Genomic DNA, 15,274 nt, shown 5'->3' with positions numbered 1-15,274 from the left:
TATTAAAAAAGCCTCACCAGAAAAACTGATAAGGCTGATTTATGAGAATTGAATATATTATTTATTCTGTTTATAATAATTTACACCACATTCAAGGAATTTTTTGAATTTTTCTTTCTCCATATATCCTGAAACCGGGGTGTTGATTACTTTTCCGTCCGGCGTTAATAAAACGTAATGCGGCTGGGAATTATTATTAAAATTCACCTGCTGGAAAAGACTCCATCGGTCACCGATGGTTTTTACTTTTTTCACCTGTCCGTCACCAAGATCGATTTTTGTTTTCTGATCTTCAGGAAGTTCTTCTTTATCATCCACATAAAGAGAAGCCAGAACCACGTCGTTTTGAAGAATCGGTAAAATATCCGGTTCGCTCCACACAAATTCTTCCATTTTTCGGCAGTTTTCACATCCGTAACCCGTGAAATCAATTAAGATCGGTTTGCCTTCCTTTTTCGCTAATTCAATGGCGGTAAAGAAATCGTGTTCAGGATGCATTCCCAGAATTCCGTCTTTTTCATCATGGAAATAGCTAACATTTAACGGAGGTAAAATTCCGCTTAATAATTGCAGTTTTGGTCTGTCAGAAGGAATGAATCCCTGAACCAGATACACCACAAAACCAATTCCTAAAACCCCTAAAATTTTTCTGGTAACAGAAATTTTAGGTTTCTTGTCATCATGCGGGAATTTGATTAATCCAAACAAATAAATGGCTAAACCAATGGCTATAACGATCCAGATTCCGATGAAAAGTTCTCTTTTAATGAAGAATGTTTTAGAAACCAGATCTGCTTTGGATAAGAATTTTAAAGCAAGAGCCAGTTCTACGAAACCTAAAACAACTTTCACCGTATTCATCCAGCCTCCGGATTTCGGAAGACTTTGCAATGCCTGCGGAAATAAAGCCAGCAAACCGAAAACAATTGCCCAAGCCAATCCGAATCCTGCCAAAGCAAAAGTAAGCAGCATCGGAACATTAGCAGAACCCGTAATCGCGCTTCCCAATAAACTTCCCAAAATAGGACCTGTACATGAGAAAGAAACGATCACCAGCGTTAAAGCCATGAAGAAAATCCCGATAATTCCACCCGCTTCTTCCGCTTTTGAAGATTTATTGGCAATAGAACTTGGCAAAGTAATGTCATAATAGCCGAAGAAACTTCCCGCGAAGAAAATAAAGATGATGAAGAACGCAATATTCAGCCATACATTGGTTGAAATTTCGTTGAAAATATTTCCTGCAATTCCATCAATTAAATGGAAAGGAACACTTAATAAAACAAAGATCAAAAGAATGAAAAACCCATAGATCAAAGCATCTCTCTTTCCTTTTGCCGGATTTTTATTTCCTTTGGTAAAGAACGAAACCGTTAAAGGAATCATCGGGAAAACGCACGGCGTTAACAAGGCAATTAAACCTCCGATAAATCCTAACAGCAGATAGGTCCAGTAGTTTTCGCTGATTTTTGATGATCCTGTTCCGCAGTCTGTTAATGGTTTCTGGAAATTAATGGATTCTATTTTTAAATTTTTAGGATCAAGTTTTTGGGTTTCTGCAGTTGGAACAGCAGGTTGAACAACATTACCCAACGTATCCACAACAGGTTGCAAAGAATCTTTTGCCGTTGTTTTTTCATTGGTTTTTACTTCTTCAGCCGCTCCTTTTGGCGTAACCTGTTTGTTGAATTCCAATGTGTTCGGAGCAAGACAGACTCTGTCGTCACAGGTCTGATACGTAATTTCAGCAACAACATCTCCCGGTTTTGTTCCGTCTTTCAGCTTAAATTTCTGCTTGAAACCTGCCGTGTTGGAGTAGAAAATAATTTTTCCGCCGAAAGCCTCAGAAAATTCTTCATGCTTTTTACCCACTTCGGTAAATTTCCCGATCAGTTCTATGTTTTTCCCCGAAACTTTATAGTCGGTAGGAATTCCCGTATCTTCCGGAATGTCTTTGGAGTAAATATGCCAACCGCTTTCCATCGTGGCATTCAGGACGGCTTCATATTGATTGTCGCCTAATTCGTTGATTGTAAATTTAAATTTTACAGGATTTTTGATTTGTCCCGAAACTGCAAGGGTAATAAAAAAGAAAAGCAGCAACGGAATTTTATAAATCGAAGAGAATTTCATATTGTAATTTTATGTAAATACTTTACTACAAAAGTAACTGTTTTTTGCAGATTAATCAACCGAAGAAATCTTCCTCAGCCTTTTTTCTATGGCAAGATTGTTTTTCAGCGCAGAAAATCCCTCTTTTATATCCAGATAAGGAAATCCGGTTTCGTGGTTTTTTCTGCTGATTTCTGCCATGATGTTCCAGTGTTTTGCAATTTCTTTCCATGCAAAAAATAATGAGTGTTTCGGATCGTACATGTGCGTTGGTTCGCTTTTAGCACCGTTTATTTCGATGATTTTTAAATTCTTTCCCTCTTTTAGAAGTTCCAGATTTTCAAACATCACATCCAGTCTTCCGAAATAAAAACCATTCACTTTGGTACAGATTTCATCTATTTTTTGTTCTAATTTTTCGGTAACTTCACTTGAAATATCAATAAATTTTGCGCCTCTCGTATGGCTTCCGAACGGGATCAGAATTATTTCTTCGTTTTCAGGAACTGTTTTCTGCATTTCGCTTCCCATTTTCTGTTCTATGGCTTTGATCTGGAACGCACTTCTGGGATTTTCCATCACCAATTCTCTCAACGTTTTTCTGCCATTTCCTTTTACGGAAAGAAATTCTTTTTTCACCATTCCTGTGATCTTTCCTTTTTTCTCGTCCGGAAAACGGTGATAAAAAATCCCGACTTCATGCTGATAATTTATTTTTTCCTGAATTAAAAAATCACAGGCATTATTTTTTTGATAATCTTCCAGTTCGTTTACATTTTCAACCTGAACAACGCCCAAACCTTTCAATCCGATATTGGGTTTTACAATAACGGGGAAATTGATGGTTTGTGATTTTAATTCAGATAAAATTTCGTTAAATGAAATTTCTGAAGACGCAAAAACTGTTTTCGGGATCCAGTTTTCGGGAATCAGATCGTAGATTTCTTTTTTGCTTTCCATTGCCATTCCGCCGTATTTTATGGAAGGATTCGCTCCATGGAAGAACAAAAGCGTTCTTGCTTTATATGCACAGTACAGCCAAACCGGAAAAAGCGGCAGGTAAATGGAAAAAGTAGACCAGTATTCCCAATGTGCAATTTTATGAAGGCGATGTTTGAGTTTCATTTTTGAGGGAAATTTTTTCGGGTTTTGAATCTGGGTTCAGACGGTCGTAATGTTTCAGTGTCATTTCATCGGAAATAACGAGCTGTGTCGTACTGATGGTTTGTATCCTATTTTGTCTTTTGATGGTAATTCCGTTTTCCAGATCATCGGTTTTCTGATGGTGGAAATCTAAAATATCTTTTTCGGAAATCGGCTCGATTTGCAGAAATTCTTTGAAAATTTCCCTTCTTTTTTCCTGTGCTTTTGCATCGTACAAAGTTGCGGAAGACCAGATGTACGGAAGATGAGCGTCTAATCTCTTAAAATGTTTTTCGGTTCCGTCCCAGCGAAATTCTGCCAATTGTTTTTCCTGAAAAATCACCAGTGTGAAAGGTTCAATGTTTTCCAAATCAATTAATTCTATTGACTCGAAAATATCTTCTTCCGCTATCAGGTCCAAAACGATCAGTCCACGGCTTTTTCGGTAATTTGTTTTTACCGGATGATTTTCAAAAGCACCGTTTAATAAAATGAGGGCATTTCCGTTTTCTGAAACCGCAAACCAAGTTCCGTTTTTGGTGGCATCTTTCGGATAAAAGATACCTTTTTCACGATGAATTTCCTGTGCAGAACGATTGGGTTTCTCGTCCCGGTTGGAAGTCATAACAATTTTATTTTTAAGCGGAAAATACGTTACAGTACACATTTAGTTTAAATTTTGGGTTTCTCTGTATTGAATTGTTGAAGGGGCAATTCCGAAATTTTTGTTGAGTAAATGACTCATTTTAATTTCGTTAAAAGCTACTTTTATCAACGCCTGATGATGGATGCAATGCTCAATATTGTACAAAAGTTCCCGAAAGAAATTGGTCGGAATTTCCAAAGAAATAGTTCCTACCGTTTGATGCATTGTCAAATTTTTGTTGGGTAAATTAATGCTGAAAAGTATTTCGGAAATAATTTCTATCGCTTTTTCAGGATTATGTTCCAGTTCCGGATTTCTCTGTCTTTCGTCATAATTAATCTGATTTGTATGGTAAGAGTTCCGTAAAATTTCCAGAAACTCAATAATATGTCTTGTGTGACCGCCAATGGTAGAACCGTCCAGAGAAGGAATACTTTGGGTGTACATTTTTGCCGAAACTTTTCTCAATAAATTCTGTTGTTCGGTAAGGATCTCGTGTAAGATCGCATAAACCGATTGGTCTTTATTCATACTTTCCTTTTTTAAATTTAATTAAAAGAATCACACAGAAAACAAAAACGGTAAGCGCAAGGTAAAACAATTTTCCGCCATCATTATTGGTATCGATTCCCAGAATGAAAATGTGTGAGGCAATTGCTCCAATCATCGTTACAAGTCCCAGAACGGCTCCACAAAAAGTCGTTTTCGGATTCAGAATTAAAACTGCCGTAATGAGTTCCAATACTCCGGAAAAAATCCTTCCGAAAGGTTCTGCGTGAAGCTTAGAAAAAATGGCGACAGAATCCGGATGAGCCGTAAATTTGAAGAATAAAGTCTGCAGTAAAATTAGGGCGGGAATTAATCGTAATGCCCAATTGATATAGTTTTTCATATGTATATTTTATTGTTTTTAAAGGTCATATGTTATCGCTACATCTTCATCGGTGTTTGCTTCCAAATTCGTTAATGGCGATTTCATATTTGTAATGTTATTTTTTCTCCAATAAAGCGTAAGAAAACAGATGATTGTACTGTTGGCAATGAACAACGGCATATTTGAATTCATCAAAGTTTACAGGGCTCGTGAAAGTATAGGTTTGTCCGCCGTTCACGGATTTCAGCTTACCTAAAGAAACAAATTGCGACGGCTGCTGTTCTTTGCTTACATACACGTAAAGATCCGGACCGTTGCTGATGGTGAAGTTTTCATTTAAAACCAATGTGAAGACTCCGTTTTTTTCATAGATTTCCGCTTTTCCGTTAACGTTATTTCCGTAAGGTCCCTGCATAAAATCTCCGGAATATTTTAAGACCGAATTTTCAGGAGCCATTTCCATTAAATCTTCTGTTGCTGTGCTTTCTCTGACGCAGGAAACCAAGAGAAAGGACGCGAAAATAAAGGTGATCATTGTTTTCATAATTTCTGATGTTTTTATTTGATTGTAAATTTTCTGATTAAAGAATTTAAAATTTCACTCTGTATTCAACATTGGCAATGAAGCTTCTCGTCAGTCCATCGGGTCTGGATGTTCTCACGACAAAAGGAACACCCACATTAAGCTGAAGTCCATTTCTCCGGTTGATTTCGTAATCCAGATAGACATTTCCGTTCAGTGTAAGTCCTTTCGAATTGTTAATTTCCAGTTCTACATTGTTTTGGTTGGTAAAACGGTCGTTCTTCAAGTGATAAATCGGCAAAATACTTGGCGTAAGTCTTATTTTTGAATTAATGTTTAAAGGATACGAAACCCTCAGCAAAACATCACCGCTTCTCTGGAATTTATTGGTAGATAAAAATCCTCTTAATGGTGAACTTGCAGGATATTGTGATGCCAAAAATTGATTGTCGTTCTGCGTTAACGGCTGTTGAAGAGCGGCAACCAACTGTATTTTTTTGATTTCGTAACCCACACCTACAATCAAGTCAAACGTTCCTAAACTGGACTGATAATCCATTGGCAATGGAAGATTGTTTTTGGAGTTTCCCGCGTCTGATAAAGGAATCTTCGCACCTAAAGTAAACTTCAGGTTTTCGTTAGCTTTATAATTGGCATTCAGAAACAAATCAGAAAGTCCAAAAGTAGAAACATCATTGCCGTTTTGTGCCAAAGTAGTCAATTTTGCATCAAAGCCAAATCTGTCATTGATTTGTCTGTTGTATTCTATGTAATTTCCAAAAACAGAAATCGAATTATCTGCTTTTCCAAAGAAAATTCCGGTTTTAATCTGATTATGGTAAGTTTTGATGCTGTCGTTGCTATTCGGCTGAAAACTGTTAACCGTACAGAATCCGGCATCACTGCATCCCTGTGCAACTAAATGATTGCTTTGCAAAAGCAGTAAAAAAGCAGTTCCCAGGAAAATTTTAAAGGTTTTCATGTGTAGATATTTTTTTTTGTGAGGATTAATTGGTCAGTTTTTTCCAGTTTTGGTCTGCACTTTTTTTCAGTTTTGCCTCGTTCTTGTTCCATGAAGTCAGGGTATTGTTGAAAAATTTATTGTAGAACAGGTGTGTTTTTCCGTCAATGATTTTAAAAATCGTAGGATTGATTTCTACTTTCTCACCATCATCTCCCATTGCAAAAGCGCACCAACCGCCGTAAACAGGTTCGTATTTTGCGGGATCTTTTTTCAGGAGTTCTTTATTTTTTTCCGAAGAAGTATAATAAATGGCTCCGTTTACATTGACCGCAAATTCTTTTTTCCCTTTTACCGCTTTTTTCTGTTCGATGTAGGAAACGGGATCATAACCCTGAATTGCCAGTTTGTTTTCTAAATTTCTATGTTCTGCTTTTTGGGAAAATGCCAAAAAAGGAAGCAGAAATACGAGAACGAGCGTGATTGTATTTTTCATATCAAATGTTTTTATTTTTATTGTTTGTTTTTTGTTGACGATTTGCAGCCCGACTTGAGCGGAAATCCTTTTTTGCTGCTGGAAATGCTTTGGCAAAAAGATTGGGAGCGGAAGGCGGAAATTGCTGCCATAAAAAAATTAAAGTTGTTTTAAAATATCTTCCAAAGACGCTCTTTCTTTGTAATCGGTACTGAAATGTCTCCAGATGATTTTTTGATTTTCATCTAAAATATAGGTCGCAGAAACGGGCGGTCTTCCGGATTCATCGGAACGGCTTTTCTTGAAATCATTTCCAAGATGTTTTTCGTAGAAGTCGAGCGTTTTTTTCTCGGGTGTATACAGAACGTCAAAAAGTTCTGCTATTCTGTAGTTTTCATCATACAAAACGGAATACGCGGTTTTGGTTTTGCTGATGGTTTTTGCGATAAACTCAGGTTTTTCAGGAGAAATAATGACCAATCTTGTGTTTTTTGACTGTAATTCGGGAGCAAGATTTTGTAGGCTTTCAACATATTTATTACAATACGGACACCATTGTCCACGAATGAAAACCACCACGGTTTTCTTTTTTTCCTGAGACAGAGAAAATGTTTTTTCAAACTGATCTTTTGCTGTAAAGTTGGGAATCGTTTCACCCACCATTTTGCCCTTCACTTCGCTGATTGTCGGCGTTTTTTTGCCTGAATTTCTTTTCTCTGTAACCGACTGTCCGATATTTAAAAATTGTGCAGCGTTGTAATATCCATATTCGTACTACACCAGTTCGCCGTTCTGGTCTAAGAAAAGAAAGGAAGGATAATTAACGATTTTAAATTTTTTGGCAAGTTCTGTTCCTTCTTTTTCGGCATCAATATAAAGGCTGATGAAATTTTTATTGAAAAATTCTCCCAGTTCAGGATTCGGGAACGTATTCTTTTTCATTAGTTTACAGGGACCGCACCAAGTTGTGTACAGATCGATGAAGATGAGTTTGTTTTCCTGTTGTGCCAGTTTTTTGGCTTCTTCTAAATTTTTAGTCTGAAATTGAATTCCGGTTTTGCTTTGTGCATTGAACGGAATGGCAACTAAGAAAAAGAACGTATAAATTATTTTGGTGAACATAAGATAAAGTATTTACTATGAAGTTCCCAAAAACAAAAAAAATCACCCGGCGAAAAGGTGATTTTTTTAATTATTTTATTTAAAGTACTGATAATCAGGTTTAAAAATTATCGTCTTTTTTTATTTTTCGGATTTGTTCCACACATTTATGCTTTTGATTTTGCGCATTATGCTTGGTAGAATACTTGTATTTTTCCTGTATTTCTTCCATATTTTTATTCTTTATAAAAATATCGTGGATGAGGTTTTGGCAGTGCGAAGAAATTTTATTGATGTAATCATTAAGTTTATCATAATAATTCCTTTCGCTTTCTATTGCCTGGTTGATCTCTTCTTTGTTTTCAAAATAATAGCTTTCGTGCATTTCCACAAAAAAGTTTCTGTTGCGCAATTTTTTCAGCCAAAGGTTTTTGGAAATTCCGGTAACGTAGTTCGCAAGACAAGTGTAGGCTTTGAAATCGTCATCATATAATTTTTCGTACAGAATAATTAAAGCGTCCTGAAAAACATCTTCTGCATCTTCAGAATTTCCTTTGTTGGAAAGAACAAATTTTTTGGTGTAGCCGAAATATTTCCGGTACAGAATACCAAAGGCAACATTGTTGTCCTTCTGGAAATCTTCTATTGCTAAAGTGTTTGTTGTTCTTTTGTTCATGTAATCTTCAGAACTTTCTCTGTGTTTTTCGTAGCCATACATCTTCGGTCCTGCCTGAAAGGAATAATTCCCAAAACCGAATCTTCACCGTCGGTAAGAAGCCAGATTTTTTGCCTTGCTAAAATAGATATTTTTTCGTCTCTAAAAAATTTAGAAACTTTCTTTTTCCCCGAAAATCCTGCCGGAAAAAATTCGTCACCGTCTTTCTGCCTTCTTAAACGCAGTGGGAAACGTAGTTTTTCGGCATCGAACTCCCATTCAAAACTGTTATTGATTGATTCAATTTCAATGATATTTTCGAGATTAACGGTAATCTGGTTTTCAGAAAAGTCAAAATTTTCCATCAGAAGAATTTCATCATTACTGTGTTTTTCAAACTTCCATTTTCCACCTTTCATTTTTTTGCTTAAAATCAGCTCATTATAATTTACGATCAGCAGATAATCTTTTGAGAAAAAAGAACTTCCGTTTTCAGCTTTAAAAATTTTTGGAATTTCTTCTTCCTGATTAAAACCATACTTTTTAAGGATCTCAAATTTCACAAAATCACTTTCTTCATTCAGCTTATCTTTGGATAAAACTGTATATTCTCTGTTACAAACCGAAATCCTGTTTTCGATCTCCTGAATCTGCTGCTGAACAAAATCTTTGGTCTGGTTTAAATAAGAAGAGCTTTTTTTGAAATTTTCCAGAAAATGATCGTTGGTTTCCAGAAGTTTCGGAACAATTTCGTTTCGGATTTTATTTCTTAAATAATCATTTTTCTTATTAGACAGATCTTCACGGTATTCAATATTATTTTCTTCGGCAAAAGCATAAATTTCTTCTTTTGTGAAATTTAAAAGAGGTCTTAAAATGTGATTGTCGTTTGCCGGAATTCCGCTCAATCCGCTAATTCCGGCTGCTTTTGAAAGATTGATGATGAAAGTTTCCAGTTGGTCATTCAGATGATGCGCGGTGACTAAAAATTCCAGATTTTCTTCTCTTTGAACATTTCTGAAAAATTGATACCGCAGTTCTCTTGCCCAAAGCTGGATAGAATGTTCCGGTTTCTGATCTTTTTCTGAAACTTTGTATAAATGAAATTTAATATGGTTTCTCTCACAAAAATCCGCCACCGTTTTCTGATCCAGATCCGAATCTTCTCCACGAAGTTTATAATTGATGTGGGCAATCTGAAAATGAATGCCTAAGTCCTTAAAAGAGTGTGCTAAAACCATAGAATCTGCACCTCCGCTCACCGCAAGAAGATAGCTTCGGTTTTTGGGGGAATCAATAATGTTTTTAAGCTGATTTTGGAAGTTGTCTACGTTCAGCATGGATGTCCGGAATTTCTTTTATGCAAAGATAATTCATATAATTAAAATGAATTTCGTTACCTTTGGTTCGTCTAAAAATGATTATTTATGAAAATTTTTAAAATTTTAGCAGTATCTGCAATGGTGTTGGGAATGACATCTTGTATCAGCAAAAAGCAGTATGATGCATTGAGCTCAAATTACAAGCAATGTATTGAAAACGTAGGTGAAAGACAGAGAGAAATTCAGGAACTGAAGTCTCAGAATTCAGCTTTAACAAGTGAAAATAATTTATTGAAAAGTCAGCATGATGCTTTGAAATCTTCATTGGATGCGTGTCTTTCAAACTCTGGGAAAAGCTCTGCCAATATCGACAAGCTGGTTGGAGAAATCAATTCTTCAAACTCTTATATCAAACAGCTTATATCAAGCAATGCGAAAAACGACAGCTTGAATTTAGCATTATCAAACAAACTGAAAAGATCGTTGGATAACGTAGCAGACAGCGATGTTCAGGTAAAAGTGCTGAAAGGAGTGGTAATGATCTCTCTTTCAGACAAAATGTTGTACAAAACAGGAGATTACAACGTATTACCTGCCGCTCAGGAAGTGTTAGGAAAAGTAGCTAAAGTAATTAACGATTACGATAAATATTCTGTTCTTATCGAAGGAAATACAGATAACGCTCCTTTAAGCTCTCCGAATTTACCAAAAGACAACTGGGATCTTTCTGCTTTAAGAGGAACTGCGGTTGCTAAAGTTCTTCAGACTCAGTTTGGAGTAGATCCTGCAAGAATTACAGCAGGTGGACGTTCCGAATACAATCCTAAAGCGACTAACATGAGCGTTTCAGGAAGGGCGGAAAACAGAAGAACGGAGATCATCATTATGCCTAAACTTGATGAGTTTATGAAATTAATGGATATCGCGCCAAAGAAATAATTTACAATCAACATTCAGTCAATACAAAACAAATCCCGAAGCAATTCGGGATTTGTTGTTTGTGATTAATCAAATTAGTTCTTCTTTTTTCAGCAAAGAAATAATTTTTTGAAAAAATGAATTGGATAGTTCCGGTTTAGTTTTTTTAGAAAAAGAATCCACAGTGCTTTTACGCACTGTAGTCTTCTGATTTCTCTGGTTAATTTGTTTTTTTCCCGCAAGCATTATGTCGTGTGTTTTTACCCTTCAATGCAAAGTTAGGCTTATTCGCAGACGAGACCATCCGTATTTTTACGGTAATTAAACTGGGGGATTTTCCCATCTTTCCGGAATCTTTAGGATTGTTCCCGCTTTTTTGTTATATTTAAGTAAATTTGACCGAAATAAAATTTGCAGCATGAGCTTTTTTGAAGAAAAACTTCCGGAAATGGACAGGTACCTTGAAACACACGCTTCATCGGAACCTGAAATTCTGAGAAAACTGAGAAGGGAAACATACCAAAAGACCACACAGCCACACATGATCTCCGGTTATCAGCAGGGAAGATTGTTAACCATCATTTCGCAGATGATGCAGCCGAAAAATATTCTGGAAATAGGGACTTTTACAGGCTATGCAACGCTTTGTCTGGCGACCGGAATGGCGAAAGACGGAAAAATTACTACTTTGGATGTGAATGAAGATTTAGCGTACCTTCCAAAAAAGTATTTTGAGGAAAGCAAATACGCATCTCAGATTCACTTTAAGCTTCAGGATGCAAAAGAATTTTTAAGACAAACCGATGAGGTTTTTGATCTGGTTTTCATTGATGCCGACAAAGAAAATTATGCAGAATATTTCAGATTAATAAAGCCAAGAACAAAATCCGGCTCGGTGGTGATGTTTGATAATGTTCTCTGGTACGGAAAAGTTCTGGAAGAAAATCCGAAACAGAAATCTACGCAGGTCATTAAGGAACTGAATGATTTGATTGCAAAAGATGATGATTTTGAAAATCTTATTTTACCTTTGCGTGACGGGCTGAATTTTTTACGCAGAAAGTAATTTGAGGTTGAGTTTAAGGTTAGATTTACAGCGTATTTTCTCAACCTGAACCGAAGTCTTAACCTTTTAATTAGAAAAATAAATGGATAAAGGAATTTGTGTTGTTACAGTAGCTCCCGTTCGTGCAGAAGGTTCGGACAGAGCAGAAATTGTTACGGAAATATTATTTGGGGAAAGTGCAGATATTCTGGAAGTGAATAAGAACTGGACCAGAATAAAAATGCATTATGACGGCTATGAAGGATGGATGGATACGAAACAGCTTAAACCTGTAACAGACGAATATCTGGCTAAACGGAAAGTAACCGTTGTAACCGAAGACTTTTCTTCTGTCTTGATGAATGACGGAAAAACACTGCTTTCCATGGGTTCGGAAGTTGAATTTCCTGCGGTAGCGTCGAGAAGAAGTCACGACGTGCGAGAAAGTATTGCTTTAACGGCAAAAGAATTCCTGAATGTGCCGTATTTATGGGGCGGTAAAAGCTTTTTTGCGGTAGACTGCTCAGGTTTTACACAGTTGGTTTACAAAATTCACGACATAAAATTACCGAGAGACGCTTCACAGCAGGTTGAAGTGGGAGAATCATTAAGCTTTGTTGAAGAAAGTCAGCCGGGAGATCTGGCGTTTTTTGAAAATCCGGAAGGAAAAATCATCCACGTCGGGATCATGCTGGATAACCAGAGAATTATTCACGCTTCCGGAAAAGTGAGAATCGACACGCTGGATTCTACAGGAATTTTCAACAAAGAAATGAATAAACATACCCATAAACTGAGAGTAATTAAAAGTTTGCTTTAACTTAAGATCTGTCTGAAGTGGAAAATATTCTCTTTACTGTTTTTGATATTTTTAATTTCGGATTACTGGTTTTTCTGTGGTGGTTTACGGTGAAACATTATAAATCGCTTCCTCAGATCATTCCCATTCATTTTGATTTAGACGGTAAGGCAGATAATTTCGGGAGTAAAAAATTTGCTTTTCTCTTACCCGTTTTTGCTCTGGTTTTTTACATTTTGTTCGCGTATACGGTTCGCGATCCGGGATCTTCAAATTTTCCGGTGAAAATTACTCCGGAAAATGAATATGCCCAGTTTCTCATCATGAAAATTTTCATCCGGTGGCTGTATGTTTTAATCATGATAATTTTTCTGAACAGTCAGGACTATATGTTCAGATATTCTTTTGATGAGAACGCAAAGCCGAAAATTAAAATAGCAACGGCAATTCTTTCAGTTCTGGGAAGTGTGATAACGGTTCTAATGATTAGCTCTCAATTTAAATGATACAGTCTAAAAATAATTCCGAACATTATATTTGGGGAGACAACTGCGATAGCTGGATTCTGAAAAACGATGCCCAATTATCCGTAAAACAGGAAATTATGCCTTCCGGAACTTCAGAAAAACTGCATTTTCATCATCTCGCAGAACAGTTTTTTTATATTTTAAAAGGGAAAGCTGTCTTTTTTATTGATGGCGAAAGGTTGTCTGTAAAAAACGGCGAAAGCATTATCATTCCCCCAAAATCTAAACATTATATTGCTAATGAATCTGACGAAGATCTGGAATTTTTAGTCATTTCCAGTCCTTCGACTGATAATGACAGAACGGAAGTTTAAAACTCATACATATGGCTTTCTTTTACAACATATTTATCCATCTGCTCATCTTCGGGATGAAGGTTTTTGCGTTATTCAATGATAAAACTAAAAAAGGCGTTGAAGGCAGAAAAGAATCTTTAGAAAAGGTGAAATCCGGCTTTAAAAAATCTGATAAAGTGATCTGGATGCACGCATCAAGTCTTGGAGAATATGAACAGGGACTGCCTGTTTTGGAGCAGTTGAAAGAAAGGTTTGCGGATCATAAAATTTTAGTTACCTTCTTTTCTCCATCCGGTTATGAAAACGTGGTGAAAAAGAAAAATATTGCCGATGTGATCTGTTATCTTCCTTTTGATAAAAAATCTGCTGTAAAAGAATTTACAGACCAGTTTGATATTCAACTATTTTTTACGGTGAAGTATGATTACTGGTATCATCTTCTTGATGAGCTTAAAAATAAAGGCGCAAAAACGTATGTGATTTCAGCTTTGTTCTATGATCGTCAGTCATTTTTTACATCGTATGGAAAATGGTTTGTACAGCAGCTTCAGAAAAATATCGATTGGTTTTTTCATCAGACCCAAATGTCCTTTGCTCTGGCTAAAAGCATTGGATTAACAAAATCTTCGGTAACAGGAGATACGAGATTTGACCGTGTAAAACAGTTGAGGCATCGAGACAATCGCGTAGATTGGATTAAAGATTTTATTGGCGAAGATAAAACCGTTGTCTTCGGAAGTTCTTGGCAGGCGGAAGAAAAAATTGCGCTGGAAGTCTCGCAGGGAAGTCCTTATGCAAAATTAATTATTGCTCCGCATGATCTGAAGAGGGTTTCTCATTTGAAACAGCTTTTTCCGGAAGCCATTTTATACAGTGAGATTAATTCTGGCGAAAATTTTAACTCGAAAATTTTAATTATCGACAGTATCGGTTTGCTTTCAAAATTGTATTCTTACGCCGATGTTGCTGTTGTAGGAGGAGGTTTTCATGATGCGGGGCTTCACAATATTCTGGAAGCGGCAACCTTTGGCGTTCCGGTAATTTTCGGAAATCAGTACAGAAAAAATCCTGAAGCAGACGGTCTTATTTCGGCGGATGGAGGAAGATCTTTTGAAAATACAGGTCTTGCTGCAGATTTTGTCCTGTTTTTAATTAATAATGAAGATTCCCTTCAGGCAATGTCTGAAAATGCTGAAAAATTTGTCTCTGAAAAACCCAATTCTACGGAACTGATCTTACAGAAAATCTTATCGTAAAAATCCCTGATTTTTAATGTCTTTGATGATCTGGTCAAAATTTTCCGGAATCTTATCGCTTGTCAGCCAGTTAAAATCGATCCCGTTGTTAATGAAAAGTTTGGATAAATATGTATTCTCAAGAATTTTATCTTTTAAATTATCCAGATGCTCATCAATTTCCATCCAGTAATCGACATTCAGTTTTTTGGTTAAAAGCAAAGCTTTCACCACTTTATTAATGATGTAGAGATACAGTTTATAAACATTATCGAATCTTTGTCGGCTCAGATCTTCGTTATATTCTAAAATCTTATTAATCAGCAATAAATTAAGAGAAACTTCTCCGAATTTATCGGTCGTTACTTTTACGTGTTCGGTAATTTCACTGCTTATTTTACGGATAATTCCCAGAAAATATTTCTGATTGCTGATGTATTTTGATGCCAGTAAAACTTTTTCGGAAACAATTTCCTCCATCGCATCTCTTTTGTTGTCTGTGGTTTCAGGATCAATAAGTTCGAAGTATAGTTTTTTAGATAAAAGTTTATCTTTTTTTAATAATCTGAAAATCAGGCGGTCTTTTTCTACAGAAGAAAAATTGCTCAGAGCAGTTTTGAACTCTTTTGAATATTCCATTCA

The 15,274-nt window shown here is 36.2% G+C and carries 19 protein-coding genes; 6 read left to right on the top strand and 13 right to left on the bottom strand.

Going from position 1 to position 15,274, the window contains the following annotated elements; all coding sequences use genetic code 11:
• Positions 1 to 57 precede the first annotated feature (57 nt).
• The 12 genes from H6W53_RS20160 to tilS form a co-directional block, all read right to left on the bottom strand.
• Positions 58 to 2,133 carry a protein-disulfide reductase DsbD family protein gene (locus H6W53_RS20160; RefSeq protein ID WP_185209289.1) on the bottom strand — a complete coding sequence of 692 codons (2,076 nt, stop codon included), beginning with the start codon at positions 2,131 to 2,133 and terminating at the stop codon, positions 58 to 60.
• 51 nt (positions 2,134 to 2,184) lie between these two features.
• On the bottom strand, positions 2,185 to 3,237 hold the full coding sequence (locus H6W53_RS20155) for a D-alanine--D-alanine ligase (protein ID WP_185209287.1): 1,053 nt from the start codon (positions 3,235 to 3,237) through the stop codon (positions 2,185 to 2,187).
• Positions 3,212 to 3,922 (bottom strand): NRDE family protein, encoded by a 711-nt coding sequence (locus H6W53_RS20150; protein ID WP_185209285.1) that lies wholly within the window; start codon positions 3,920 to 3,922, stop codon positions 3,212 to 3,214. The genes H6W53_RS20155 and H6W53_RS20150 overlap by 26 nt, the downstream gene beginning before the upstream one ends.
• Positions 3,923 to 4,432 (bottom strand): DinB family protein, encoded by a 510-nt coding sequence (locus H6W53_RS20145; protein ID WP_185209283.1) that lies wholly within the window; start codon positions 4,430 to 4,432, stop codon positions 3,923 to 3,925.
• Complete coding sequence (locus H6W53_RS20140) at positions 4,425 to 4,793, bottom strand: DoxX family protein (protein WP_185209281.1); 369 nt, start codon at positions 4,791 to 4,793, stop codon at positions 4,425 to 4,427. Before H6W53_RS20140 ends, H6W53_RS20145 begins: the two co-directional genes overlap by 8 nt.
• Before the next feature lie 97 nt (positions 4,794 to 4,890).
• Complete coding sequence (locus H6W53_RS20135; protein ID WP_185209279.1) at positions 4,891 to 5,319, bottom strand: DM13 domain-containing protein; 429 nt, start codon at positions 5,317 to 5,319, stop codon at positions 4,891 to 4,893.
• Between the two features lie 46 nt (positions 5,320 to 5,365).
• Complete coding sequence (locus tag H6W53_RS20130) at positions 5,366 to 6,280, bottom strand: hypothetical protein (protein ID WP_185209277.1); 915 nt, start codon at positions 6,278 to 6,280, stop codon at positions 5,366 to 5,368.
• Between the two features lie 25 nt (positions 6,281 to 6,305).
• Entirely contained in the window at positions 6,306 to 6,755 is a 450-nt protein-coding gene (locus H6W53_RS20125; RefSeq protein WP_185209275.1) for a YHS domain-containing (seleno)protein, read from the bottom strand.
• 138 nt (positions 6,756 to 6,893) lie between these two features.
• Positions 6,894 to 7,409, bottom strand: coding sequence for a peroxiredoxin family protein (locus H6W53_RS20120; protein WP_185209273.1), 516 nt, complete (start codon positions 7,407 to 7,409; stop codon positions 6,894 to 6,896).
• A 99-nt stretch (positions 7,410 to 7,508) separates the two neighbouring features.
• On the bottom strand, positions 7,509 to 7,856 hold the full coding sequence (locus H6W53_RS20115) for a thioredoxin family protein (protein ID WP_185209271.1): 348 nt from the start codon (positions 7,854 to 7,856) through the stop codon (positions 7,509 to 7,511).
• 100 nt (positions 7,857 to 7,956) lie between these two features.
• Positions 7,957 to 8,511, bottom strand: coding sequence for an RNA polymerase sigma factor (locus tag H6W53_RS20110; protein ID WP_185209269.1), 555 nt, complete (start codon positions 8,509 to 8,511; stop codon positions 7,957 to 7,959).
• A complete protein-coding gene (gene tilS, locus H6W53_RS20105; RefSeq protein ID WP_185209266.1) occupies positions 8,508 to 9,830 on the bottom strand; it encodes a tRNA lysidine(34) synthetase TilS in 1,323 nt (440 codons plus the stop codon). Before tilS ends, H6W53_RS20110 begins: the two co-directional genes overlap by 4 nt.
• Positions 9,831 to 9,917: 87 nt before the next feature.
• Here tilS and H6W53_RS20100 point away from each other — a divergent pair, with 87 nt between their 5' ends.
• The 6 genes from H6W53_RS20100 to H6W53_RS20075 all read left to right on the top strand — a co-directional run bounded on the left by H6W53_RS20100 (position 9,918) and on the right by H6W53_RS20075 (position 14,653).
• On the top strand, positions 9,918 to 10,751 hold the full coding sequence (locus H6W53_RS20100) for an OmpA family protein (protein WP_076390601.1): 834 nt from the start codon (positions 9,918 to 9,920) through the stop codon (positions 10,749 to 10,751).
• Between the two features lie 397 nt (positions 10,752 to 11,148).
• A complete protein-coding gene (locus H6W53_RS20095; RefSeq protein ID WP_185209264.1) occupies positions 11,149 to 11,796 on the top strand; it encodes an O-methyltransferase in 648 nt (215 codons plus the stop codon).
• 82 nt (positions 11,797 to 11,878) lie between these two features.
• Positions 11,879 to 12,595: a C40 family peptidase gene (locus tag H6W53_RS20090; protein ID WP_076390603.1), complete on the top strand. Its 717-nt coding sequence runs from the start codon at positions 11,879 to 11,881 to the stop codon at positions 12,593 to 12,595.
• Positions 12,596 to 12,612: 17 nt separating this feature from the next.
• Positions 12,613 to 13,080 carry a DUF1648 domain-containing protein gene (locus tag H6W53_RS20085; protein WP_185209262.1) on the top strand — a complete coding sequence of 156 codons (468 nt, stop codon included), beginning with the start codon at positions 12,613 to 12,615 and terminating at the stop codon, positions 13,078 to 13,080.
• Complete coding sequence (locus H6W53_RS20080) at positions 13,077 to 13,415, top strand: cupin domain-containing protein (protein ID WP_185209260.1); 339 nt, start codon at positions 13,077 to 13,079, stop codon at positions 13,413 to 13,415. Before H6W53_RS20085 ends, H6W53_RS20080 begins: the two co-directional genes overlap by 4 nt.
• Before the next feature lie 11 nt (positions 13,416 to 13,426).
• Positions 13,427 to 14,653 (top strand): 3-deoxy-D-manno-octulosonic acid transferase, encoded by a 1,227-nt coding sequence (locus tag H6W53_RS20075; protein WP_185209258.1) that lies wholly within the window; start codon positions 13,427 to 13,429, stop codon positions 14,651 to 14,653.
• Here H6W53_RS20075 and H6W53_RS20070 read toward each other — a convergent pair.
• Positions 14,645 to 15,271: a deoxyuridine 5'-triphosphate nucleotidohydrolase gene (locus H6W53_RS20070; protein WP_087706771.1), complete on the bottom strand. Its 627-nt coding sequence runs from the start codon at positions 15,269 to 15,271 to the stop codon at positions 14,645 to 14,647. The two genes, H6W53_RS20075 and H6W53_RS20070, sit on opposite strands and share 9 nt — an antisense overlap.
• Positions 15,272 to 15,274: the final 3 nt, after the last annotated feature.

This window comes from Chryseobacterium sp. C3 (assembly GCF_014218905.1).
GTDB classification, from domain to species: Bacteria; Bacteroidota; Bacteroidia; order Flavobacteriales; family Weeksellaceae; genus Chryseobacterium; species Chryseobacterium mucoviscidosis.
The sequence above is the reverse complement of the archived record's forward strand: the minus strand, read 5'-3'. Positions and strand labels throughout refer to the sequence as shown.

What these genes read in the sequence shown, in the direction of transcription:
- H6W53_RS20160 (WP_185209289.1), bottom strand. Translation starts at nt 2,133, where the DNA reads ATGAAATTCTCTTCGATTTATAAAATTCCGTTGCTGCTTTTCTTTTTT.
- H6W53_RS20155 (WP_185209287.1), bottom strand. Translation starts at nt 3,237, where the DNA reads ATGAAACTCAAACATCGCCTTCATAAAATTGCACATTGGGAATACTGG.
- H6W53_RS20150 (WP_185209285.1), bottom strand. Translation starts at nt 3,922, where the DNA reads ATGTGTACTGTAACGTATTTTCCGCTTAAAAATAAAATTGTTATGACT.
- H6W53_RS20145 (WP_185209283.1), bottom strand. Translation starts at nt 4,432, where the DNA reads ATGAATAAAGACCAATCGGTTTATGCGATCTTACACGAGATCCTTACC.
- H6W53_RS20140 (WP_185209281.1), bottom strand. Translation starts at nt 4,793, where the DNA reads ATGAAAAACTATATCAATTGGGCATTACGATTAATTCCCGCCCTAATT.
- H6W53_RS20135 (WP_185209279.1), bottom strand. Translation starts at nt 5,319, where the DNA reads ATGAAAACAATGATCACCTTTATTTTCGCGTCCTTTCTCTTGGTTTCC.
- H6W53_RS20130 (WP_185209277.1), bottom strand. Translation starts at nt 6,280, where the DNA reads ATGAAAACCTTTAAAATTTTCCTGGGAACTGCTTTTTTACTGCTTTTG.
- H6W53_RS20125 (WP_185209275.1), bottom strand. Translation starts at nt 6,755, where the DNA reads ATGAAAAATACAATCACGCTCGTTCTCGTATTTCTGCTTCCTTTTTTG.
- H6W53_RS20115 (WP_185209271.1), bottom strand. Translation starts at nt 7,856, where the DNA reads ATGTTCACCAAAATAATTTATACGTTCTTTTTCTTAGTTGCCATTCCG.
- H6W53_RS20110 (WP_185209269.1), bottom strand. Translation starts at nt 8,511, where the DNA reads ATGAACAAAAGAACAACAAACACTTTAGCAATAGAAGATTTCCAGAAG.
- tilS (WP_185209266.1), bottom strand. Translation starts at nt 9,830, where the DNA reads ATGCTGAACGTAGACAACTTCCAAAATCAGCTTAAAAACATTATTGAT.
- H6W53_RS20100 (WP_076390601.1), top strand. Translation starts at nt 9,918, where the DNA reads ATGAAAATTTTTAAAATTTTAGCAGTATCTGCAATGGTGTTGGGAATG.
- H6W53_RS20095 (WP_185209264.1), top strand. Translation starts at nt 11,149, where the DNA reads ATGAGCTTTTTTGAAGAAAAACTTCCGGAAATGGACAGGTACCTTGAA.
- H6W53_RS20090 (WP_076390603.1), top strand. Translation starts at nt 11,879, where the DNA reads ATGGATAAAGGAATTTGTGTTGTTACAGTAGCTCCCGTTCGTGCAGAA.
- H6W53_RS20080 (WP_185209260.1), top strand. Translation starts at nt 13,077, where the DNA reads ATGATACAGTCTAAAAATAATTCCGAACATTATATTTGGGGAGACAAC.
- H6W53_RS20075 (WP_185209258.1), top strand. Translation starts at nt 13,427, where the DNA reads ATGGCTTTCTTTTACAACATATTTATCCATCTGCTCATCTTCGGGATG.
- H6W53_RS20070 (WP_087706771.1), bottom strand. Translation starts at nt 15,271, where the DNA reads ATGGAATATTCAAAAGAGTTCAAAACTGCTCTGAGCAATTTTTCTTCT.